The following is a 22,373-nucleotide window of genomic DNA, read 5'->3' as shown; positions in this document are numbered from 1 at the left end:
CAAAACTAATTTCAAAAATATCAAAGAACGAAGCGGTTCAAGTGAACCAAATTTATTTAATTTTTAATCGTCCATTTTTTAGTGGACAGTAGTGAATTCGTAACAGAATGCAATTTGAAAAAGGGCTCTATTTTGAAGATTTAATGTTTACTCCACTCGCTCTTCGACAGGCACATACTATTGGATATATCGATAAAGTACTCTATTTTTATAGAGATAATCCAAATTCTATTACAAATACTTTTTCCAAGAAGCAATGTGTAGATTTTTATTATGCTGCCCGGAAATTATATGGGGATCAACAAATTTATGCAACCCGTGAAGATAAATGGTTCCCCTTTTTTCAACGCTATATAGATGGTGCATTATCCTGTTTCTTCAACAATTCCATAAAAATATCCCGTTCAGCAAGGCGGGAGGCTTATAACTTGCTTAAACAAGACAAAGAATTACTGCAGGCACAAAGCAAGTCAATGGGGCGAAATATTAAGTCGTTTCTATTGTGTCATGCAAAAGCAATCTTACCTCTCTATATCGTATTCGAAGATTCTGTAATTATGCCTCTGAAAAGGAAATGATCGCATCCATATTCATGACCATAAATCTGCCATGTGATGGAATTCTTTACTTAACTCCAGTATTGCAAAGGTCACCATGATATAAACGAGAAACAATTCTTATCTTTGCCTTTGAATTTCATATTAAGAGCAATGATAGTCCACTTATATCGGAAATATATTCCTGCCCGTATCAGGAAGATTATTTATATTCATTTTTTACGAGATCTGTTGAGTCTTAAAAGGGATTTTAAGCTTACGGTCAAATGTAAGTTACGCTACTTTTTTCCTTGTTTTTTTTCAAAAACAGAAGAGTTTGAACTCTATCGATTTATGGGACATTATGGAATTATGCAGACTCCTTATCCCTCTTCTTTGAAATACCGGGGGTTTAAAACAAAAGTCGAAATTAACCCTATGAACGGGTTGCCTTTTGTGATACACGAAGATAAAAAGCTCTATTTCCCCAAAGATTATACATTCGTTCAAATAAATTATGCCTATAAAAATTTGTTGATGGAACAGGAAGAAGACTCCGCACATCGTTATGTGGCAAATATACAGCAATTAACAGGCGCCACCCTTCTTGACATAGGAGCGGCTGAGGGTATTTTCGCATTAAGCGCGATCGATGTTGTTAAGCAGGTCTATCTGTTTGAATGCGAAGACCAATGGATTCCCGTATTAGAAGCGACTTTCGCTCCCTGGAGCGAAAAGGTGCAGATTGTCAAAAGTATGGTTTCCGATAAAACATCAGAAAAAACCATTTCGATTGATGATTTCATGATAGATAAAGACAAAACGAATCTATTCCTAAAGATGGATATCGAGGGTGCTGAAACAGATGCCTTAATAGGTGCCATCCAAACGATAAAAGAGTCCCAGGGATTGCAAGCTTCCATCTGCACTTACCACCTACCGGACGACGCAAATCGGATCGCTACCTTCTTTCAAAACCTGCATTTCCCTATTCAATTTACCGATGGCTTTTTCTGTATTAAAGACAAATTGAGGAAAGGTGTTTTGCGAGTAGGCCAAACAACAGATGCTCAAATTTCTCCCAGTAATTCTAACTACTTGAGTGAGTAATTGTTTCTTATCGCGCGAATAACTGAAAAAGGCTTTATATTTGTAGGGTGATTGTCGCTTACAGAATCATAGGCGATAAGACTCACCTGGGAGAATAGTAAGAATCTTACGTGATTGGCTATTCTCTTATGCACAAGATGGAAGATGGAAGTCTCTTTAAAAACAAAAACAGCCAAAGGTCTCTTCTGGGGAGGGATGAGTAGTGGTATTCAACAGGTGATCGCTGCTGTTATCGGGGTGCTTTTCCTAAAGTATCTTTCGGCGGACGATTATGGAATTGTAGGACTTTTAAGTATTTTTATAGCCATAGCAAACACACTCCAGGAAGGAGGCTTTTCTGCTGCATTGATCAACCGAGGGAAAGAAGAGAAGAAAGATTATAACGCGTTTTTTTGGTTTAGTACACTCCTGAGTCTTTTCTTCTACCTTATCTTATACTTCTGCGCTCCACCGATTGCAGCCTTTTATAATCAGCCGGATCTGACTATGATTGCGCGTGTATTATTCCTTTCTCTTCCTCTTCAAGCTATTACTTTTGCTTCTTCTGCCATGATGGCTCGTCGATTAATGATTAAAGAGCGAGCTATTATTGATATCATATCCATACTTATTAGTGGTACGGTCGGGGTTGTCATGGCTATTCAGGGTTATGCCTATTGGGCATTAGTGGCTCAAACGGTAGCGAATGCTTTAATGAAAGCGTTTTTGATTTGGTTCTTTTCTCCTTTTCGTCCCTCTTTCTCTTTCGATTTTTCTCCGATTAAAGAGATGTTTCCTTTTAGTGTGAAGCTTATCCTATCCAGTATTACCAATCAGATACAAGGGAATATCTATTCCGTTTTATTAGGGAAGTTTTATTCAAAAACAGAAGTCGGCATCTATTCACAGGGAGTAAAATGGGCTAATATGGGCTCAAGCGTTCTGATTGGCATGGTAAGTAGTGTTGGACAACCCTTGTTTGCCACGATCCAGAACGATAGAATGCGCCAACTTCAAGTCTTGCGTAAGATGATGCGCTTTGTTGCTTTTACGGTTTTTCCTGTTTTATTGGGTATTGCTTTTATCGGACGAGAATTTATCTCTGTGATCAACGAAGAATGGCTTCCTTGTGTTCCTATTTTGCAGATTTGTTGTGTGAGCAGTATTTTCGGATTGTTTGGACATCTATATAATCAACTGATTATGAGTCATGGCAAGTCCTCTTTCTTTTTTGGCACATCAATTGTTTTTGCCTTTCTACAAATTGGTTCTGCCTTCTTGACACTTCCCTTTGGTCTCTACTGGATGGCATTTGCTTCTATGGTGATCTCTTTTATCTCCTTAGGAGTTACCCATTTTTATACCTCCACGCTTATCCCGATACGCCTTACACATATCCTAAAAGATATCACCCCCTATCTATTTATTACTGTCGTTATTTTTGTGGCAGTCTACTTTATCACAAGAGGGCTTGAGAGTATGCTGTGGCGACTGATCTTGAAGATTTCCCTTTCTGTTTTTCTTTATGTTTTTGTTATGTGGAGAAGTAATTCAACCATTTTTAGAGAGAGTGTGAATATGATCTTGAAAAGAAAAACGAATTTATAAGGCTTATGAGAAAGGTACTTATCATAGGTCCCTCTTTTTTTTATTTCAATCGAAGCATTGCGGATGCTTTCGAAGCATTGGGCTGGGAAACACAGATTGTTTCTTTCGATGAACCGGTTCATCCTTTTCATCTTAAAAACAAAATCCTGCATAAGTTCTCCCCCCATAAGGAAAAACTGAAAGAAAAGAGTCGAAGATTGTTTAATGTCTCTATTCAAAATAGGTTTGATCTATTTAATCCCGAGTTGGTGTTTATCTACAATGGCGATATTTTAGAACCGGATACGATCCGTTATTTCAAAACAAGGGCAAAGGTGGCCATCTGGATGTTGGATGGGTTATCGCGTCATCCGCGTAGCGAAGCGTTAGCCCCTTTGGTTGATGCCTATTTCTGCTTCGAACAGGATGATGTGGAAACACTACACCGAAAAGGGATATTTGCGCATTTCCTGCCGCAGGCTTGCGACATATCTATTTATCATCCCCTCGATGTAGAGAAAGATATAGACATTCTTTTTGTTGGTGCTCTGTATGGTTATCCGAAGCGGATCGAGTACCTGAAAGCGGTGGTCGATCATTTTCAGGATAAAAAGATTGAGATCTATGGTGTTTACAAGCCTATTTACAAGAATCCATTGAAATGGTTGTTCCGGGAGAAAAGAGCTATCTACAAAAATAAAAATATCTCTCCCGAAGAGGTAAACAGGCTGTATAGCCGAGCGAAGATCTGTTTGAATATCCACCACGAGCAATCCACCAACGGTGCCAATCCCAAAGTGTTTGAGATTGCAGGTGCCGGTGCTTTTCAATTGGTGGACGGGAATCCGTATATAGAATCACTTTTCCCTAATAAAGAAATAGGCTTTTTCTATTCCTCTGATGAGTTGATCCAATTAATAGAGAGAAATCTCCTACAAGATACTGATCAGCAGGCTCATCAAGCCTATACACAAGTGATCAAAAAACATACTTTCAGGGAAAGAATGGAAAGAGTTCTAAAGGTCTTACATGAAAACTGTGGATAATAGAAATCTTAAAAAGATCAACCTTCATGTACCGAAGTAATAAATTCATATACCTCCCGTGCTATTTTCCGATTATTATACTCTTCCCTAAAGCAAGTGGATATCTTTTCCAATTCTTTTTGGGAAGGAGGGTTTTGTAGTACCTCCATTATTTTGGTTGCCAAAGCCTGATGATCCATGGGCGGCTCATAATAATTTAATAGCCCCTTGGTTGTTTCGTAAAGTGCCGTCTCTTTGGTCGAGATAACAGGGGCGTTGCATAGAGCCGCTTCGATAGGGGTAAAACCAAAGCCTTCCAATAGAGAAGGGGTAACAAAGAGGGTGGTATGTTGATAGAGCGCCATTAATTCTTCATCACTAACCGTTTTCAGATGAACCACCCGATCCGCTAATCCATGTTGATCGATATACGGTTTCAATACTTCTCTAAAATGCGGGGTCTCTTTCCCGACAAAAACCAGTTTGTGCGGCATGTTGTGTTTGATCGCTTCAAATGCTTTTAGCAATGTAAGGAGATTCTTGTATTCAGCTAATGAATTTACATATAAGATGTAACTGAAGTCGAACAACGAACGGGTCTCGTGGGTCTCCATGCCAAACTCTGCCGCGTTGTATATCGTTTTTATATTCTTCTTAGCAGCAAACGGATATTTTCTTTTGATCTCCTCTTTCACATAGTCAGAGATGGTAATAATAGCGTCTGCCCGTTTGATAATGCGCGGGATGGTTATATAGGATCCTATTTTCCAAAGGATAGAGGTTGAATTAAACTGAAACAGGTCGTGAATGGTTCTGACTTGCTTTTGTTTCATTTTCCAGTAATAGAAAACGACGTGAAAGGGTGAAAAGATAATGTCGCAGTCAATTTGATTGATCGCCTGTTTGTATTTATGTTTATTGGCAAATAGTTTAAACCAGACTCTGGGGATAAGAGTTGAGTATTTTGCTTCCGGTGCGATAACGTACTCATAAGAGGGAAATTCCTGACGCATCACGTCTGCTGTTTTAGGATGCAAGAACAGGCAAATATCTTTCACCCCGTTGTCGCGCATCCCTTTTAGAATTCTAAATGCATACAAGGCTACTCCGTTATGAAGATCTTCAATATAAGACAGGTCAATTAGTAATTTCATTGTAAGATAATTAGTTGATTAGTATCTTCATCTTCTGTGCAAAAATGAATTTAACCCTCATAGACCGAAGTAATGAATTCATACACCTCTTTGGCTATTTTCCGATTATTATACTGCTCTTTGAAGGAGGAAGAGATTTTTTCCAACTCTTCTTGGGAAGGAGGATTTTGCAGTACTTCCATTATTTTTGTAGCCAATGCCTGATGATCCATGGCCGGTTCGTAATAATTCAGTAATCCCATGGTGGATTCATAAAGTGCTGTCTCTTTGCTAGAGATCACAGGGGTGTTACATAGAGCCGCTTCGATAGGAGTCGCACCAAACCCTTCTTGCAGCGAAGGAGTAACAAACAGTGAAGTGTGTTGATAAAGAGATTTCAGTTCATTATCTGTAACTTTATTAAAATGTACTACTCTATTTTCTAAATTATGATCCGTTATATATGGTTTTATTACGTCAGACAGATAAGATGTGACTCCACCAACCAGAACCAATTTATGGGGTATAGAGTCTTTGATTTCTTCAAAAGCTTTTAGTAGCGTCATAACATTTTTGTACTCCGCCAATGTGTTTACACACAATATATATCTAAAGTCTAATAAAGGAAGAGTGTCTTGCCTATTCACATCAATAGGCGCGTATATCTTTTTAATGTTTTTCTTGGCGGCAAATTTGTACTTTTTTAAAACATCTTGTTTTACGAAATCAGAAATTGTAATAAGAGCATCAGAATTTTTTATTTTAATGGGAACAAATATCTTTCCACAAAAGATCCAGAAGCGACTATAGACTCTCAATTCTTGCAAATCATGGATCGTTCTTACATGTTTCTTGCGTATTTTCCAGAAATAGAAAGGGTCGCTGAATGGGGTGAATACGATTTCGCAATCCATTTTATTAATGATTTTACTATAATTGTAACTTGTTACTAAGCGTCTGTACCAAACCTTGTTGATTAGATTTGCCTCAATCTTTGGGGCTATAACATACGCATAGGAAGGAAACTCATTCTGTACAATTTCTGCCGTTTTTGGATTTAAGAACAGGCAGATATCTTTCACTCCGTTGTCGCGCATCCCTTTTAGAATTCTAAATGCATACAGAGCTACTCCGTTATGCAAATTTTCAATATAAGACAGGTCAATTAGTAATTTCATTGCAAAGTAATTTGTTGGTTACATCCATATTACGTCTTTCATTAAAAAATGAATTTAACTCTCATAGACCGAAGTAATGAATTCATACACCTCTTTGGCTATTTTCCGATTATTATACTGCTCTTTGAAGGAGGAAGAGATTTTTTCCAACTCTTCTTGAGAAGGAGGATTTTGCAGTACTTCCATTATTTTTGTAGCCAATGCCTGATGATCCATGGGTGGCTCATAATAATGCAACAACCCCATAGTGGTCTCATAAAGCGCTGCTTCTTTGGTGGAGATAACAGGCGTGTTACACATAGCCGCCTCGATAGGGGTGAAACCAAAGCCTTCCAATAAAGAAGAAGTGACAAACAGCGAGGCATGTTGATAGAGTGATATCAATTCTTTATCGCTAACTCTTTCCATATGAACCACCCGATCAGCTAATTCATGTTGATCGATATAAGGTTTTAATACTTCCATAAAATAGGCTGTTTTTTTCCCCAGGAAAATCAACTTATGGGGAATTTTATGTTTGATGATGTCAAATGCCTTTAGTAAAGTTATGATATTCTTGCTTTCAGATAATGAATTCACATATAATATATAGTTGTATTCGACTAAAGGAGAGATGTTATCTGTCTCTGTTCCAAATTCTATGGCATTGTAAATCGTTTTGACATTCTTCTTGGCTATAAGTTTGTATCTTTTTAGAATTTCGTTTTTTACATGATTGGATATTATAATGATAGCATCTGCATTTTTTATCATACGTAGAATAGTTAGATGAGCACCTATTCTCCAAACGGTTGATGTCGCATTTAATTGAAACAGGTCATGAAAAGTTCTAACATGTTTCTTTTTCATTTTCCAAAAAGTAAAAATCGGATGAAAGGGTGAAAAGATAATATCACAGTCAATTCGCTTCATTGCCTGTTGGTATCTATATCCATCCACTAATAGCTGAAGCCAGACTCTGGGAATCCGGACTACTCTTTTCTCCGGTGCTATGACATAGTCATATTCAGGAAATTCCTGATGGATCGCTTCTGCGGTTTTGGGGTTCAGAAACAGGCAAATATCCTTTACGCCATTATCATGCATTCCTCTTATAATTCTGAGGGCATACAATACTACTCCGACAGGAAGTTCTTCCACATAAGATAAATCAATTAGTAATTTCATTGTCAATAATTAGTTAGTTAGTGAATTCTTTTTTAACGGCTTTTCTATTTTATCACCTCTCTAAACCTTCTCATCCGCTCCTCTTCCGAATAATTCTCGACAAACAGCTGGCGGGAATAGGGGTTAAAGCGGGGGATGGGGTGTTGAGAAAATGTTTGTAGTGCTTTGATAAACTCTTCTTGGGTATGGCATAAGGCACCGACTTTTTTGAAGTCTACATCGTAGCCTTCGAAGGCCTCGGCTGTTCCGATGATGTTCTTCCCGTACATCAGGGCTTCACAGGTCTTTACTTTCATACCACTTCCTTCAAAGATCGGGAGAAGCATAAAGTCGGCCTGTTCGATATAAGGGCGTAGGTCGGGCACATCACTTAAGACTTCGATATTCGCATATTCTTTTACTTTTGGAACGATGGCGTGCATTCCTTTGCCGACAATTTGCAAACGGATGTTTACATATGGCAACACATGGTGGACAAACCATAGAATACCCCGCACATTCATGGGTAAGTGGGTGCCTAAAAACAGGCAAAGGGGCGTTTGGCTTGTCATTCCCTCCGGGTAGATATCCCGTTTATACACATCTTTAAATACGATTGGCGTCAAAATATCAGGCGTCCGGTGATAGCGCTTTTCGATCTCTTCCCGATCCCTTTTATTGAGCGCAATGATCACATCCGAATAGTCGCATGCTTGCTGATCATTTTGAGCCACGCAACGAACGACTATCGGTCGCCAGGGCTTCCATCGTCCTATCTTGGCTGCAAAATAGACCGACTCCACATTATGGAAGAAGGTAATGATCTTGCCTTTGTATTGCTCTTTCTTTAGTTTTTTGGCAATGACCCCGAAAATACTTCTATCGATAAAGACGTAATCATATTCCTTTGCCAAGCGGGCAATATGATCTACCTTCTGAGGAGAGAGCCCATAATAATAGCCTTTCAGGAAGTGTATCAATATAGAAAATATGTGGAGTAACAGCTGCTTCTTACTTTGACTCTCATGAATGTAGTATGTGGTTATATTTTCTTCACCCACCAATTCTGACAGTATACGATAATTAGCATTGGTACACTGTTCACCTCCGGCATCGATTGCCCCGGATCTTCTGTAGCGAATGAAAAGTAATCGTTTCATATCTGCAAAGATAGGCTATTATTTATAAAAACAATCGGCCGGATTCTTCACAGTTTTCCTTGGTGTTCGAACAGCCGCTTTTCGGCCAAAGTTTCGTATTTGGTAGCGGGGCGTCCGTAGTTGGCATAAGGATAGATACTGATGCCTCCCCGGGGGGTGAATATTCCTGTCACTTCGATGTATTTCGGATCCATTAGGGCAATCAGGTCTTTCAGAATGATATTGATACAATCTTCATGAAAGGCGCCATGGTTGCGGAAGCTAAACAGATAGAGTTTCAGGCTCTTACTCTCCACCATACGGGTGTCAGGGATATAATCGATGTAGATGGTGGCAAAGTCGGGCTGCCCGGTGATCGGGCAAAGACTGGTAAACTCCGGACAGTTGAACTGTACCCAATAATCATTTTCCGGATGCCGATTGGTGAACGCCTCCAATACCTCAGGTGCATAGTCCTGCTTGTATTCCGTTGTTCCTCCCAAAAGATGTAGTTCGTCTTCTCTTTTCATGTTGTTGTCAATCTATTCTTGTTTTTAAACGTGGTTAAATAAGCACACGGAAAGAGAATCCCCTTTCAATGGACAAAGATAATGAAAGCTGAACGCAGAGACAAGCTCGCTTGAGCATCCGGTAAATGCGTAAGGTGTTTTTTCGAATAAGGAAAGAATGGAAGGAGATGGGAGTGGGGGAGGTTTAAATTATGTAAGATGTGAAGGTTATAGGAATCACTATCCAAGGCTCCCCTTCTTAGAAAAGAAGGGGGGGACCATCGCTTGCGATGGTGGGGTAGTTTGATGTATTTAAAATCACACATTTGTTCTGTTTTGTGTATTTGTGACTATCAAAGAAATAGGAAAAACATTTATAAAGAATTCAAATTACCCCACCGCTGCAAGCAGCGGTCCCCCCCTTCTTTTCTAAGAAGGGGAGCTTTTAGATACTGATCTGATATACCTTGTATCTTCAATTTCTTTCCGATCTGAAGATCTCACCACCTATTTTCACACTCCTTCCTCCCAAATGTTAAAATCGCGATTGTAAGCAAAACCACCCCTTTTACTTACAAATCCATACGTTAAAAAGTGTTTCTCCCGGGAGTTTGTCTCCGAAGTCCCTCGTTTTTGCGCGCAAAGTCCCTCGGAAATTACAAATCGTAAATTCGGGGTTTCTTCGAAAATGGGCAATTTAACGTTTGTTTACATTATTGTAGGGTGATTGAATCGGTATATAATTAGAGGAATTCATTTTATGTGGTGAGAATTTTCCTACAGAAAATCGTGTCGGTGAAAGACGATGATACAAAAGCCATAGATATGTAATATATTTGTAAAACCATAAAAATGAATCGATATGAAAAGTAAAACTTTGTTCACCTTCCTGGTAGGGGCAGTGGTGGTGTGTAGTAGTTGTTCCACAAAGCCGGAACCGGGTGTTTATGAAATCGCGGACTGGAAAAACTTCACGCAGGCTGCCGTTTCCTACACTTTTGACGATCATTGTCCGAATCAGTTTGCCATTGCCGTTCCGCTTTTCGACCAATACGACTTTAAACTGACCCTTTATCCGGTTCCTGCCTGGGGACCTAACTGGGATGATATTCGCCGGGCGGTAGCCAATGGGCACGAAGTAGGAAGCCATACGGTGTCGCATCCCGTCTTGGGGCGGCTCACGGTGGAAGAACAGATAAAACAATACACCGAATCGATATCGATTCTTCATTCGGAACTGGGCGTTACGAATGAAAACGGCATGACAATCGCTTACCCCAATTGTGCGGTCGGCGATGTGAAAACAATCAGTCAATACTTCATCGCCGGACGTATCTGCTCGGGACGTATCGTAGCAAAGACACCAGCCGATTTCTATAACATCAGCGCTATTAATTGCGGCAGCCTGGGGGTAAACGACCTGCCGGCATTCCAAGAGAAGCTCGCCATGGCTACAGCCGAAAATGGCTGGTTGGTATTGATGATGCACGGGATCGACGACAACAGCTATTCGCCCGTGACGGCCGAATTTCTGCGCGAGAGCGTGGAATATATGGATAAGGTCAGAGATGATTTCTGGGTGGCCTCGTTCAAAGAGGTGGTACTCTACATAAAAGAGAGAGATGCCGCAACAATCAAAGAAGTAAATCTTTCTTCCACGCAGATCACGCTCGAGGTGACCGATGGATTGGATGACGCGATCTATCAGTATCCCCTCACCATCCGGAGGCAACTGCCTGCGAAATGGGAGAAGGCGGAAGTGACCCAAAACGGGAAAACCGTTTCTTCGAAACTGATCGAAATAGACGGACAAACCTATATTCAGTTCGAAGCAGTTCCCGATGGGGGGATTGTTCGTATTACGAAGTAGTTTTTAGATTAAATTCGTACCTTTGTCTCTCTATCTTAAAGATTAAGGCAAAGATGAACTATAGGATCAAGGCACCGGAGCGTTTGCTTCGGGCTACGGTGACACTTCCTGCTTCTAAAAGCATCAGCAACAGGGTGTTGATTCTGAATGCACTAAGTTATAGCGATCAGGAAGTTCAGAACCTGGCGGATTGCGATGATACAAAAGTGATGGTGGGTGCGCTTCAATCGAACGATACGCACTTCGACGTGGGCGCGGCAGGCACCTCCATGCGTTTCCTGACCGCTTTTCTTTCCAAGATCGTAGGCGAATGGACAATTACCGGAACGGAGCGAATGAAAAACCGCCCGATCAGGATATTGGTCGACGCGCTCAACAGCCTCGGGGCAAAGATCGAATATATGGAGAAAGAGGGCTATCCTCCGCTCCGTATCTTGGGCAGCGCCCTGCAGGGAGGGGAGATCTCGCTGGCAGGCGATGTGAGCTCCCAATACATCTCGGCCCTGTTGATGATTGCTCCGTATATGGAGAAAGGGCTTACACTGCATCTGGAGGGAACCGTTATTTCGCAACCTTATATCCGATTGACTCTCAGCCTTATGGAACAATACGGCGTAACGTCGGAATGGACAGGCAACCGGATCCGGATCCGCCCGGGCGAATACCGCCCGATCCCCTTTACGGTAGAGAGCGACTGGAGCGCAGCTTCGTACTGGTATGCGATCGCGCTGTTGGCGCCGGGGGCGGAGATCACACTGAAAGGGCTTTTCAAACATAGCCTGCAAGGCGATGCCGCCGGGGCGAAACTATTTGCGCAACTGGGTATTGGCACGACCTACACGCCGGAAGGTGTTGTATTGAAACCGAATGGAAACAGTTGTCGCAAATTGATTTATGACTTTGTGCAGGAACCCGATCTGGCGCAAACCTTCGTGGTAGCCTGTGCGATGCGGAATATCCCTTTCCGGTTCACCGGACTGCAAAGCCTGAAGATCAAAGAGACCGACCGTATCGAAGCCCTGAAGGCAGAGATGCGGAAACTGGGGTATGTGTTGAAAGACAAGGCAAACAGCCTCTTAGAGTGGGATGGCGAACGATGTGAAACTGAAAAAGATCCGGTGATTGTCACCTACGAAGACCATCGTATGGCGATGGCTTTTGCTCCGATAGCTTTGGCGTGCCCGGAAGGGATCACTATGGCTGATCCCGGAGTGGTCAGTAAAAGCTATCCGAGGTATTGGGAAGACTTGAAAGCAGCGGGATTTCAGATAAGTAGAGAAGAATAGAAAAATTTCTTGAATTCATAGAGTAATAGAAATGAGAGAATTAGGAATTAAATTGGTTGTTGTTTTATTCAGTTTATTATTACTTCAATGCAAAAGCGAGAGTAATGATAATACTCATTTGTCTGTGGAGGGTTTGTCTAATAAATCCACCATCATCACGGGAAACATACAGAACAGGCATGTTTATCCTAATACGAAGGATATAACTATTGACGTTTCTCGTGTGTCGGGTGAAGCCAGGATTTTTCAAATCAAAGCGCCAATCAAAGATGATGGTACTTTTTCCTTTGAAATTGATTTAGCCCGTCCTCAAGACCTGAGTATGCCGCCTTATCTTGATTTTTTGTGGCTGATCCCAGGGGATAGTTTACATGTAGAGATCGATTTCAATAATTTGCTGGATGTTCGCTTATCAGGAGGTAAATCGGCTGAAGTAAATCGTGATTTTTTCAAGTTTTTCGACGCTACCGCATACCGCAATGCCCATTATAACTATACTGGAGTGGGAACCGATTGTGAAATAAACTGTTCCTGGTCTGAAGTCAGGGAAAAACTGGATGAAGAACGACGTCTTTATCGCGACAGGCGGCAAGCGTTTTTGCAGGAAAACAGTGTGTGTGATGAGGTTGTTTCGCTAACGGAAGCAATGATTGAACTGGACTATTACCGAAGTCTTTTTGGCTCATGGTCGCGGCGGCAGATTGTTTATGGTAAGGAAACAATGAGTGAAGAGGCATTAATGAATGAACTGAACGATGTCGCCGTTAAATACTTTCATTCCGATCTTTATGCCAATACACATTTCCATTTTATTGTGGCGCTTTTATCGGCTACAGGATACATTGCAGCGCCAGAGACGGATGCTGATTTCGTGGATTTAGTTAAAAAGACTGCAAAAACAGATGTTATTAAAGATTTCATGTTTACGGTACTGGCAGCACATTCTCTTGTACAAAAAGATTTGGATGGTTTTGAGAAATATAGCGTACATGTTGACAATGCCTATCTGCTCGATCGATTGATGCAGGAGTACCGGATGACTCGCATAAAAATGGAAAATCCCGAAGATATTTCGTCCTATTTGCTTGGGCGTCCGAAAGATTTCACAAATGCCATGTCGTTAGATTACAAAAATCTGCTTGATCAAACCATTGCTCCAAATCATGGGAAAGTGCAAATCATTAACATTAGCGCATCATGGTGTTCTCCGTGTAAAGTTGTTTTGGGAGAACTTGTAAAACTCATGGAAGACTACGGCGACGAGGATTTGAATGTTTCTTTCATTTGTGTAACTCCTGATAATAGTGCAACCCGTGCGATATATTGGGAAAAAGGGATTCATGACTCACGTATTTATTTTGCTACTGACGATGAATATCAATTTTTGGCAACGACCTTTTCCCCCATGGGTTTTCCTTACGGTATTTTGGTAAACAGACAAGGTGTTATTGTGGACTATGGTACGCATGTGCGTCCGAGTAAGATGTTACGTGAAAAGATAGATTTGCTTTTAGAGCAAGACAAATTGGTAAAATAAGAATAAATCATTTATATATAGATAACCGGTGTTTTATTTACTACTTGGATTAATCGTATTGGGTGTTGTGGCAGCGGCGTTGGGCTTTTTCCGCAACCGGAAGTTTCAGCAGATGCTGGAGCGGGGAGAGATTGATGTCATTCCGGAAGCAAAGGAGATTCCGGAGGTGTGCTGCGGACAACATGAATTGTGTGAACGGGATAGTTTATTGGCTGCCGTGAGCAAAGAGATTGAATATTTTGAAGACGAAGACTTGGATCGTTTCCGGGGTGTGGCGGCAGAGGCCTACGAAGAGGAGGCGGTCGAAGAGTTTCGTGAGGTGTTGATGACCCTTCGGGAAACAGAAGTGGCCGGATGGATCCGAAGCCTGCAACTCCGTGGCCTGGAACTGCCCGATGCCCTGAAAGCGGAGGCGTTTCTGATTTTGGGGGAAAGAAGAAATTAATGATGAATTATGGATTATGAATTATGAATTGCTGATGCCTTTCATTACTTTATGCTTCACGAAGCAGTCTTCCATTCATAATTCATAATTTATAATTCATAATTTAAAGAGATGGATATCTTACACTACGCCTTTTTCCAACATGCCTTGATTGGCAGCATACTGACGGCCATTGCCTGCGGTATGGTCGGCACGTATGTGGTGGCTCGTCGGTTGGTGTTTATCAGCGGAGGCATTACCCATGCGTCATTCGGCGGGCTGGGGCTGGGGTTCTACTTGGGCACCAACCCGATATGGATGGCGTTATTGTTTTCAGTCTTATCGGCTTTCGGGGTGGAATGGGCCAGCAAAACACAGAACATACGCGAAGATTCGGCCATTGCCGGCGTGTGGTCGCTGGGCATGGCGCTGGGGGTTATCTTTATCTTCCTCACACCGGGCTATACGCCCAACCTGTCGGCATTCCTCTTTGGAAATATATTGACTATCACGACCTCCGACCTCATCTGGATGGGGGTATTGGCGTTGCTGTTGATCGGGCTGTTCAGTCTGTTCTTGCGGGAGATTGTGTACGTGGCGTTCGATCGCGACTTTGCCGTGACACAGGGGCTTCCCGTGCGGCTTGTCGAATATGTGATGATGTTCTTTATTGCGGTTACGATTGTCTTTTCTATCCGGTTGGTGGGCATTATGCTATTGATGAGTATGCTGACACTCCCGCAGATCTGCATGAATATCTTTACCTCCGACTTCAAAAAGATTATCTGGGGAAGCATTGGCATTGGCTTTCTGGCTTGTGTCACCGGGCTTTTCCTCTCCTATTTCTTCAATGTGCCTTCCGGGGCGTTTATTATCCTGATTTTGGTGGTCTTCTTTTTGGCGGCAAAAGCAATAAAAGCGCTGATTCGTCGTTAAGCAATTAGTCATTATCAATGAATTGAAAAAGAGCTTTTATCATATCATTCCCTTTCTGGCGGTCCTCCTACTCCTCTCTTGCAGTACAAAGAAGAACACCAGGGCGACCCGCTTTTACCATTCCTTTACGACCCGTTATAATATTTACTATAATGGAAAGGTATCGTTTGACGAGAGCCTTAACAATATGCAGCGCAACTACAAGGAGAACTATACGGACAGGATCCATATGTATCCGATCAGCGCGAAACCCAAAGACAAAGCCAATCCCGGCGGTCCTTTCGACCGGGCGATCGAAAAAAGCAATAAAGCCATCAAACTTCACTCTATCGGTACCAAGCCGGCACGCAAGCCAGGCTGGCGCAATGATCCCAAGCAGGTGGCTTTGCAGGATAAAGAAGAATACAATCCTTTCTTGAAACACAGTTGGCTGATGCTTGGGCAGGGACAGTTCTATAATGCCGACTTTCTGCAGGCGGCAGCTACCTTCTCGTATATCTCACGCCATTATGCCGACGATCCGGAGGTGGTGGCCGAAGCTAAGATCTGGCAAGCCCGTGCCTATTCGGAGATGGCCTGGTATTTTGAAGCGGAAGATATTCTTTCTAAACTGAATACCAACGGTATTCCCAAGAAGAACCGGAAACAATACGAGGCGGTCATGGCAGACTACCTGATCAAAGAAGGGCGTATAGAGGAGGCTGTGCCCTATCTGCGGACAGCGATCAAAGCGGAGAAAAACAAACTGCAACGCACCCGCATGAAATATCTATTGGGGCAGATCTATACCGATCTGGAAATGCCCTCCATGGCGTATGATATGTTTCGGCAGGTACCCAAGGCTAATCCCCCATACGAATTGGAGTTTGCCGCCCGCATCCGCCAGACGGAGGTGTTTGCCGGAAGCAATTACCAGAAAATGATACGCATGCTCGAACGGATGGGCAAGCAGGATAAGAACAAAGATTTCCTGGATCAGGTCTATTATGCGATCGGAAATATCTACATCAGTCGGGAAGATACGGTAAATGCTATCGCCAACTATGAGAAAGCGGTAGAAAAGAGTACGCAGCATGGGATGGACAAAGCCATAGCCCAGATACGCGTAGGAGACATCTATTTCCAGATGGGTGATTACATCAAGGCACAACCGCATCTTAGCGGCGCCCTGGCAGGCATTCAGAAAGAATATAAAGACTATAAGCGGGTGGCGCATCTTTCGTCTGTATTGGATGAACTGGTGATCCATGCCGAAGCGGTTCATTTGCAGGATAGCTTGCAAACGCTTGCCCGTATGCCGGAAGAGGAGCGCTTGGCTGTGATCGATAAGATCATCGAACAGGTGATCAAAGAGGAAGAAGAGGCAAAGAAAGAGGCAGATCGCGAAACCTATCTGGCAGAGCAACAGGCGCAGGGAACAGGCATTAACCGTCCGGGTATGGAAGGCTCGGGTATCACGGTGCCGACAGCCGGTGGCGCCGGTGGTTTCTATTTTTATAATCAGCAAACCGTCGCCCAGGGCAAAACGCAGTTTCAACGGCGTTGGGGACGTCGTGCGTTGGAAGACAACTGGCGGCGCTCTAACAAAAAAATGACCACCTTCGATGACCCGCAGGAAGAGAACCTGGCAGAAGGAGCCGCTCAAACCGACACTCCTCTCGTGGATGAGGAAGGGAATATGATTGAAGGGGGCGAAACGATCTTAGAAACAGAACTGTCCGATGACCCCAAAACGCGGGATTATTACATACAACAACTCCCATTGACGGAAGAGGATATCGCCGCATCCGACCTTATCATCGAAGACGGACTCTTCCACATGGCGATGATCTACAAGGATAAACTGGAAGACTTCCCCTTATCGATCGGTGCTTTTGAAGACCTGGAACGCCGTTTCCCGGAACATCAAAACAGGCTGGAAAGCTATTATCAGATATTCCTGATGGCAATCCGCATGGGGGATAAGGAGTTGGAAGAGAGATATAAGCAACTTATCATCCGGGAGTTCCCGGAAAGCGATTATGCCATTGCGGTGGCCGATCCCGATTATGAATACAATATCCGCATGATGGATGTGGTGCAGGATTCTATCTACCAGCTTACTTACGATGCCTACTTAGATGGGAATGTCGCTATGGTGCGTGAAAACTATCAATTGGTAAGCGAAAAGTATCCGTTGGCAAAGCTTATGCCTAAGTTTATGTTCTTAGACGCGTTGAGTTATGTGGAAACGGCCGATGTGGAAGGATTCAAAGAGGCATTGCGGGCCTTATTAGACAGGTATCCGAACGCGGATGTGAGTGAACTGGCCGGTGAGATGTTGAAAGGTGTATTGCGCGGCCGTGCCCTGGTGCAGGGTAGTGTTCGCGGTATGACCTGGAACCTGCGCTTCGGCGACGGGGAGATGTCGGAAGCGGATTCGGCTCGTGTGTTTACGGATAAGCGGCAGGCGCCCCACCGCATGATGTTGATCTTCCCGACAGGTAGTATCGATCGCAATCAGTTGTTGTTTGCTGTGGCGGCCTACAACTTTGCCCACTTCTTAGTGAAAGAGGTCGATCTCTCGTTTGAAGAGGCCGGCCCGGTGACGATGTTAATGATAACCGGATTCTATCACTTCGACGAGATTGTGCAATATTATAAGATGATTCATGGCGAAGGTGGGTATGCCCAAGCGCTCAACCGGGATGTTTCTATCTTCCCGATCTCCGAAGATAATTATGAGACGTTGATGCGTGGCAAGACCTTGGATGAATATGTCGACTTCTTTGAAGAAACATACGGGGAGGAGTTGGCGGACATGATTGCCCGTTGGCGCTTGCGTCAGAATGCAGATGAGCAGGAGGCCGAAGAAGAGGCGGCAGCTGCGGCAGAAAGAGAGCTGTTGCGCGATGAACCGGAAGCAGTCGTAGAAGAGCCTGTTGTCATGGAAGAGATACCGGAAGAAGAAGAACCAATCGTGCCGGAAGAGGTAACTCCGGAAGAAGAAAGGACGATTCCGGAAGAAGGCGAGGATATTCCGACGGAAGAGGTGATAGAGGAGATAGATATACAGGTTGCCGATAGCATAGCAATAGAGGTAACGCCCGATTCCGTGCCTGCCCTGCAAACCGTTCCTGAAGAAAAGCAACTCACCTTGGAAGAGATTGAAGAGATCCGGCGCCGTGAAGCAGAAGAGAAAGCCGCCCAGGAGGCTGAAGACCTTGCTCGGAAAGAGCAGGAACGTCTGGATCGCGAAGCGCTTCTTGCCAAGCAAAAAGCGGAAGAAGAGGTTCTCCTAAAGGCAAAGGCCGAGCAGGAAAAACAGCAGGAAGCCGATCGTAAAGCCAAACTGAAACAGGCCGAAAAGGATCGCAAAGCCCGCCAGAAAGCGCAGGAACAACTCCGCAAACAGAAGGAGAAAGAGAACAAAGCCCGTCTGAAACAACGCGAGAAGGATCGACGCGAAAAAGAAAAACTGGCTAACCAACGCCTGAAAGAACGTGAGGCAGCAGCACGCAAAGCCCAGAAAGAGAAAGAAGCTGCGGCACGAGCACGGGCAAAACAACGGAAATAGACCTTCATCATAAAAATAAACCCCGACAAATAATTTGCCGGGGTTTATTTTTTTACTTTTCTTCTTTCCACTTATCTCTCATCTTCTTGCGTTTAATCTGCAGGAAACGCAGTAAAACAATGATGACCAACGTGGCGCCGATCATACAAAAGTATTCCGTATAATCCATCGGGGCATTGGCACGTCCCGGCCATCCGAGAACACTCATGACGATCAGGTAAGCCACTAAGGCTAAACTGGTGATATTTACTTTCTTCATTTTCTTTCCATTGATAAACGACAAAGATAGAGGTTTATCGGTACAGGTCAATCGTTTAGAATGAATTTATGTTGTGCCTGATACTGACTCGTTTTCACACAGACAATATAAAATCCCATCGTTAAGGAAGAAGGTAGGCTAAGCACGGTAGAACCGGGCTTAACCTCCTTCTGCCAACAAATCCGTCCTCGTAAATCGACCATGTATGCAACACCTGGCATGAGTAAATTCTCTAAAAAGAGTTTGTTCGCACTAACATAGCTAAGTTGCGTTTGAGTCAAGGGGGAAGAGGTCGCGGATACCGGCGACGAGAACGTTGGATCAGCTTTTGTCTTCGACAAAGCTTCTGAAGTGGATAACATCCTATATATAGAAGTAGTGTATGGGACAGTAACCAATAGATCCATATCCCTCTCCGCTTTTACAAAAAAGGCGGAAAAGGCAGGAAGGGCATAGTCGCTATCCATTGGATAGGTCATATAATTGCCGTTTTCATACAGATAGATAGAAGCTCCCTGTTCAAAGTAAGGAGCCAATGCCTGCAAAGGAAGGGGTGAGGGTAGCGGATTTCCGCAAAGATACCAGCCATGGTGTTCTGAATAGACTGACGGTCCCTTCAAAGCCGTGCGAACGGAAATCGTCCCCTCTTTGCCAAAGTCCGGCGGGATCACGCCCGGAAGAGAAGAAAAACAGATCGTTTGTCTGTCAGCCTTCTCATCCAGAGCGATCAGATAACCCCTGTTCTTTTGCATAATCGGCTGTTCGCTTGTCAATACAGAAGTAGGAATCACTTTCCAGTAATTCTCTCCTGCCGCTTCGCCACGCGAGCGAGCCTCGCCGTCGTATCTATACAGGTAAAAGAAATTACCCCCTTCATTTGGTGAATCATCTTTCAATGTAAAGGCGGGATCGATCCCTTCCGCGTAAACATCAAACGGGAAAGAGACAAAATACCATTTATCCTTTTCCGGCAGTGTCCGGTAAACAGTTGTTTTCTCTTTTATATTGATTTCTCCCGCAGAAGAGAATGCCGCCTCTGTATCACAAAAAAGCAGATTTTCTGTTGATAGCGATTGCCCTTCTTCCACATAAACGCTGCCATCACCAATATATAACCGGTTGCAAGCGACAGCACTATCGACCGTCACTTCCCCGTTTATCATCGCATGGCGTTTACGCATGGGCGGATCATCGCTCCATTTCTGCGCATCATACCAATTGCCGGCACCGGTAAACAGGGAATATTCTTTCACCTGTCCAAAGGCATACAGGCTATCGATGGCATAGTATCCTCCTTTCGTACTGCCCGGCTTTTCTCCGATCTCCAATAAAATATTCCAGGGATTGTCTCTGACCCGCAGCCGATGGCTATCCGGAGAGCCGCTAAAAGGCTTGAGCCCCTTGAAGGAGATCGAATAATCGCCTGTTAGATCCAGACAGGCTATTCTCCCGATCGGCTTCTCTTTTCGGGAGGCAGAAAGGTATAAGTTTTCCTCTTTTATCAGGTTTTGGGCGGCAAACAAGACGATGATTTCCACGTCGCGATAGATTCCCAATGGAAAATCATCCATTTGTAACCCGCTTCCGGCTGGCATTTTTAAGGACAATCCACCGGAGCCATCCATAAGCCCTTCCGCTTGCGGATCAAAAAGTGATGCCTCTCCATTTGTCTCATACCCCCAGTTATCACCCGGATCATCCGAAAATGTTTGCACCCGGAACGTATCCGCAACGAGCTTGTTCTCGACGGATCCGACAAAAGAAGTCCATGTGGAAGGATTGATTTCCTGTGCTTGTGATGAAAAGTGGCCTGTCAGGATCATAAGGAAGCCACTTATGATAAGGTTTTGCCGCGTCATAGTAAAGGTCTTAAAAAGGTTATTATAGGTAGCAAATATAATAAAATAATCCAAAAGACCTATCTTTGTGGCATGAAAGATTTTATTATTTCCGACAACACAACGGAGAAGGCCGTATTGGTAGGGCTTGTGACACATGTGCAAAACGAGCAGAAGGTAAAAGAATACCTGGATGAATTGGCATTCTTAGCCGAAACAGCCGGGATGGAGACAGCCAAACGCTTTACCCAGAAGCTGGATTATCCGCATCCGGTCACCTTTGTCGGTTCCGGGAAGCTGCAGGAGATCAAAGAATATGTAGTGGAAAACGAGATTGGTGTCGTGATCTTCGACGACGAACTCTCTCCCAAGCAATTGCGCAATATAGAAAAGGAGTTACAGGTACGCATTATGGATCGTACCAGCCTCATCCTCGATATCTTTGCTTTCAGGGCGCAAACGGCTCATGCCAAGACGCAGGTCGAACTGGCACAATACCAGTATATGCTTCCCCGCCTGACACGCCTTTGGACTCACCTGGAGCGTCAGCGAGGTGGTAGCGCCATGATGCGTGGACCCGGTGAGACGCAGTTGGAGACCGATAAACGAATCATCAAAGAAAAGATCGCCTTGTTGAAGAAACAATTGGTCGATATCGATAAACAAAAGAGTGTGCAACGCAAGAACCGCGGCAAGATGGTGCGTGTAGCCTTAGTTGGATACACCAATGTCGGGAAATCGACCCTGATGAACCTATTGAGCAAAAGCGAGGTGTTTGCCGAAAACAAACTATTCGCCACGCTCGACACCACCGTGCGCAAGGTGATTGTCGACAACCTTCCTTTCCTGCTTTCCGACACGGTCGGTTTTATCCGTAAGCTTCCGACCGAGCTGGTCGAATCGTTTAAGTCGACCCTCGATGAGGTGCGCGAAGCCGATCTGTTGGTTCACTTAGTCGACATCTCGCATCCCTCGTTTGAGGAGCAGATCGAGGTGGTGAACAAAACCCTGGCGGAGATCGATAATACCGAAAAGCCGATGATTATGGTATTCAATAAGATCGATGCCTTCACCTTCGTGCCGAAGGAGGAAGACGACCTTTCCCCGCGCAGCCGTGAGAATATCTCGCTGGAAGAACTGGAGCAGACCTGGATGAACCGCCTGCCTGATAATACCATTTTTATCTCGGCCAAACAGTCCACCAATACGGATCAGCTCAAGAAACTATTGTACGAACGGGTGAAACAGATTCATATTACCCGCTTTCCTTATAACGATTTCCTCTTTCAAAATTATGAAGATATAGAGGAGCCATAAACATTTTT

At 43.7% G+C, this 22,373-nt stretch carries 18 protein-coding genes; 11 read left to right on the top strand and 7 right to left on the bottom strand.

Going from position 1 to position 22,373, the window contains the following annotated elements:
- Positions 1 to 107: 107 nt before the first annotated feature.
- The 4 genes from M2137_RS13500 to M2137_RS13485 all read left to right on the top strand — a co-directional run bounded on the left by M2137_RS13500 (position 108) and on the right by M2137_RS13485 (position 4,258).
- On the top strand, positions 108 to 578 hold the full coding sequence (locus M2137_RS13500; protein ID WP_280766976.1) for a hypothetical protein: 471 nt from the start codon (positions 108 to 110) through the stop codon (positions 576 to 578).
- 105 nt (positions 579 to 683) lie between these two features.
- Complete coding sequence (locus tag M2137_RS13495) at positions 684 to 1,646, top strand: FkbM family methyltransferase (protein ID WP_280766975.1); 963 nt, start codon at positions 684 to 686, stop codon at positions 1,644 to 1,646.
- Between the two features lie 144 nt (positions 1,647 to 1,790).
- Positions 1,791 to 3,233, top strand: a complete 1,443-nt coding sequence (locus tag M2137_RS13490) for a lipopolysaccharide biosynthesis protein (protein WP_280766974.1) — start codon at positions 1,791 to 1,793, stop codon at positions 3,231 to 3,233.
- 5 nt (positions 3,234 to 3,238) lie between these two features.
- Complete coding sequence (locus M2137_RS13485; protein ID WP_280766973.1) at positions 3,239 to 4,258, top strand: glycosyltransferase; 1,020 nt, start codon at positions 3,239 to 3,241, stop codon at positions 4,256 to 4,258.
- 17 nt (positions 4,259 to 4,275) lie between these two features.
- Here the strand turns inward: M2137_RS13485 and M2137_RS13480 are convergent, their stop codons facing one another.
- Genes M2137_RS13480 through queF form a run of 5 tightly spaced genes read right to left on the bottom strand, consistent with a single transcriptional unit; the run spans position 4,276 to position 9,363 of the window.
- A complete protein-coding gene (locus M2137_RS13480; protein ID WP_280766972.1) occupies positions 4,276 to 5,391 on the bottom strand; it encodes a glycosyltransferase family 1 protein in 1,116 nt (371 codons plus the stop codon).
- A gap of 50 nt (positions 5,392 to 5,441) precedes the next feature.
- Positions 5,442 to 6,548, bottom strand: coding sequence for a glycosyltransferase family 1 protein (locus tag M2137_RS13475; RefSeq protein WP_280766971.1), 1,107 nt, complete (start codon positions 6,546 to 6,548; stop codon positions 5,442 to 5,444).
- 54 nt (positions 6,549 to 6,602) lie between these two features.
- Positions 6,603 to 7,715, bottom strand: coding sequence for a glycosyltransferase family 1 protein (locus M2137_RS13470; protein ID WP_280766970.1), 1,113 nt, complete (start codon positions 7,713 to 7,715; stop codon positions 6,603 to 6,605).
- 44 nt (positions 7,716 to 7,759) lie between these two features.
- Complete coding sequence (locus M2137_RS13465; RefSeq protein ID WP_280766969.1) at positions 7,760 to 8,854, bottom strand: glycosyltransferase family 4 protein; 1,095 nt, start codon at positions 8,852 to 8,854, stop codon at positions 7,760 to 7,762.
- 47 nt (positions 8,855 to 8,901) lie between these two features.
- Positions 8,902 to 9,363: a preQ(1) synthase gene (gene queF / locus M2137_RS13460; RefSeq protein ID WP_280766968.1), complete on the bottom strand. Its 462-nt coding sequence runs from the start codon at positions 9,361 to 9,363 to the stop codon at positions 8,902 to 8,904.
- Positions 9,364 to 10,204: 841 nt separating this feature from the next.
- On the opposite strand from queF, the gene M2137_RS13455 reads away from it, so the two are divergent.
- The 6 genes from M2137_RS13455 (at position 10,205) to M2137_RS13430 (ending at position 18,951) form a co-directional block, all read left to right on the top strand.
- Entirely contained in the window at positions 10,205 to 11,212 is a 1,008-nt protein-coding gene (locus M2137_RS13455) for a polysaccharide deacetylase family protein (protein ID WP_280766967.1), read from the top strand.
- A gap of 53 nt (positions 11,213 to 11,265) precedes the next feature.
- The gene (locus M2137_RS13450) at positions 11,266 to 12,498 is read left to right on the top strand and encodes a 3-phosphoshikimate 1-carboxyvinyltransferase (RefSeq protein ID WP_280766966.1); all 1,233 of its coding nucleotides are present in this window, start codon (positions 11,266 to 11,268) and stop codon (positions 12,496 to 12,498) included.
- Between the two features lie 31 nt (positions 12,499 to 12,529).
- Positions 12,530 to 14,035 (top strand): TlpA disulfide reductase family protein, encoded by a 1,506-nt coding sequence (locus tag M2137_RS13445; protein WP_280766965.1) that lies wholly within the window; start codon positions 12,530 to 12,532, stop codon positions 14,033 to 14,035.
- A gap of 28 nt (positions 14,036 to 14,063) precedes the next feature.
- Positions 14,064 to 14,480: a phospholipase gene (locus M2137_RS13440; protein ID WP_280766964.1), complete on the top strand. Its 417-nt coding sequence runs from the start codon at positions 14,064 to 14,066 to the stop codon at positions 14,478 to 14,480.
- 111 nt (positions 14,481 to 14,591) lie between these two features.
- Entirely contained in the window at positions 14,592 to 15,395 is an 804-nt protein-coding gene (locus M2137_RS13435) for a metal ABC transporter permease (protein WP_280766963.1), read from the top strand.
- Between the two features lie 22 nt (positions 15,396 to 15,417).
- Positions 15,418 to 18,951, top strand: coding sequence for a hypothetical protein (locus tag M2137_RS13430; protein ID WP_280766962.1), 3,534 nt, complete (start codon positions 15,418 to 15,420; stop codon positions 18,949 to 18,951).
- Between the two features lie 52 nt (positions 18,952 to 19,003).
- Here the strand turns inward: M2137_RS13430 and M2137_RS13425 are convergent, their stop codons facing one another.
- A complete protein-coding gene (locus M2137_RS13425) occupies positions 19,004 to 19,210 on the bottom strand; it encodes a hypothetical protein (RefSeq protein ID WP_280766961.1) in 207 nt (68 codons plus the stop codon).
- 47 nt (positions 19,211 to 19,257) lie between these two features.
- Entirely contained in the window at positions 19,258 to 21,069 is a 1,812-nt protein-coding gene (locus tag M2137_RS13420; protein ID WP_280766960.1) for a hypothetical protein, read from the bottom strand.
- Between the two features lie 72 nt (positions 21,070 to 21,141).
- Here M2137_RS13420 and hflX point away from each other — a divergent pair, with 72 nt between their 5' ends.
- Entirely contained in the window at positions 21,142 to 22,365 is a 1,224-nt protein-coding gene (hflX, locus tag M2137_RS13415) for a GTPase HflX (protein ID WP_280766959.1), read from the top strand.
- Positions 22,366 to 22,373: the final 8 nt, after the last annotated feature.

This window comes from Parabacteroides sp. PFB2-10 (assembly GCF_029893085.1).
Lineage (GTDB): Bacteria > Bacteroidota > Bacteroidia > Bacteroidales > Tannerellaceae > QVMG01.
Note: the sequence above shows the minus strand (reverse complement) of the source record. Positions and strands in the feature narration are given on the sequence as shown.

Coding starts and splice junctions, on each gene's coding strand:
- M2137_RS13500 (WP_280766976.1), top strand. CDS start 108: ATGCAATTTGAAAAAGGGCTCTATTTTGAAGATTTAATGTTTACTCCA.
- M2137_RS13490 (WP_280766974.1), top strand. CDS start 1,791: ATGGAAGTCTCTTTAAAAACAAAAACAGCCAAAGGTCTCTTCTGGGGA.
- M2137_RS13485 (WP_280766973.1), top strand. CDS start 3,239: ATGAGAAAGGTACTTATCATAGGTCCCTCTTTTTTTTATTTCAATCGA.
- M2137_RS13480 (WP_280766972.1), bottom strand. CDS start 5,391: ATGAAATTACTAATTGACCTGTCTTATATTGAAGATCTTCATAACGGA.
- M2137_RS13475 (WP_280766971.1), bottom strand. CDS start 6,548: ATGAAATTACTAATTGACCTGTCTTATATTGAAAATTTGCATAACGGA.
- M2137_RS13470 (WP_280766970.1), bottom strand. CDS start 7,715: ATGAAATTACTAATTGATTTATCTTATGTGGAAGAACTTCCTGTCGGA.
- M2137_RS13465 (WP_280766969.1), bottom strand. CDS start 8,854: ATGAAACGATTACTTTTCATTCGCTACAGAAGATCCGGGGCAATCGAT.
- queF (WP_280766968.1), bottom strand. CDS start 9,363: ATGAAAAGAGAAGACGAACTACATCTTTTGGGAGGAACAACGGAATAC.
- M2137_RS13455 (WP_280766967.1), top strand. CDS start 10,205: ATGAAAAGTAAAACTTTGTTCACCTTCCTGGTAGGGGCAGTGGTGGTG.
- M2137_RS13450 (WP_280766966.1), top strand. CDS start 11,266: ATGAACTATAGGATCAAGGCACCGGAGCGTTTGCTTCGGGCTACGGTG.
- M2137_RS13445 (WP_280766965.1), top strand. CDS start 12,530: ATGAGAGAATTAGGAATTAAATTGGTTGTTGTTTTATTCAGTTTATTA.
- M2137_RS13435 (WP_280766963.1), top strand. CDS start 14,592: ATGGATATCTTACACTACGCCTTTTTCCAACATGCCTTGATTGGCAGC.
- M2137_RS13425 (WP_280766961.1), bottom strand. CDS start 19,210: ATGAAGAAAGTAAATATCACCAGTTTAGCCTTAGTGGCTTACCTGATC.
- M2137_RS13420 (WP_280766960.1), bottom strand. CDS start 21,069: ATGACGCGGCAAAACCTTATCATAAGTGGCTTCCTTATGATCCTGACA.
- hflX (WP_280766959.1), top strand. CDS start 21,142: ATGAAAGATTTTATTATTTCCGACAACACAACGGAGAAGGCCGTATTG.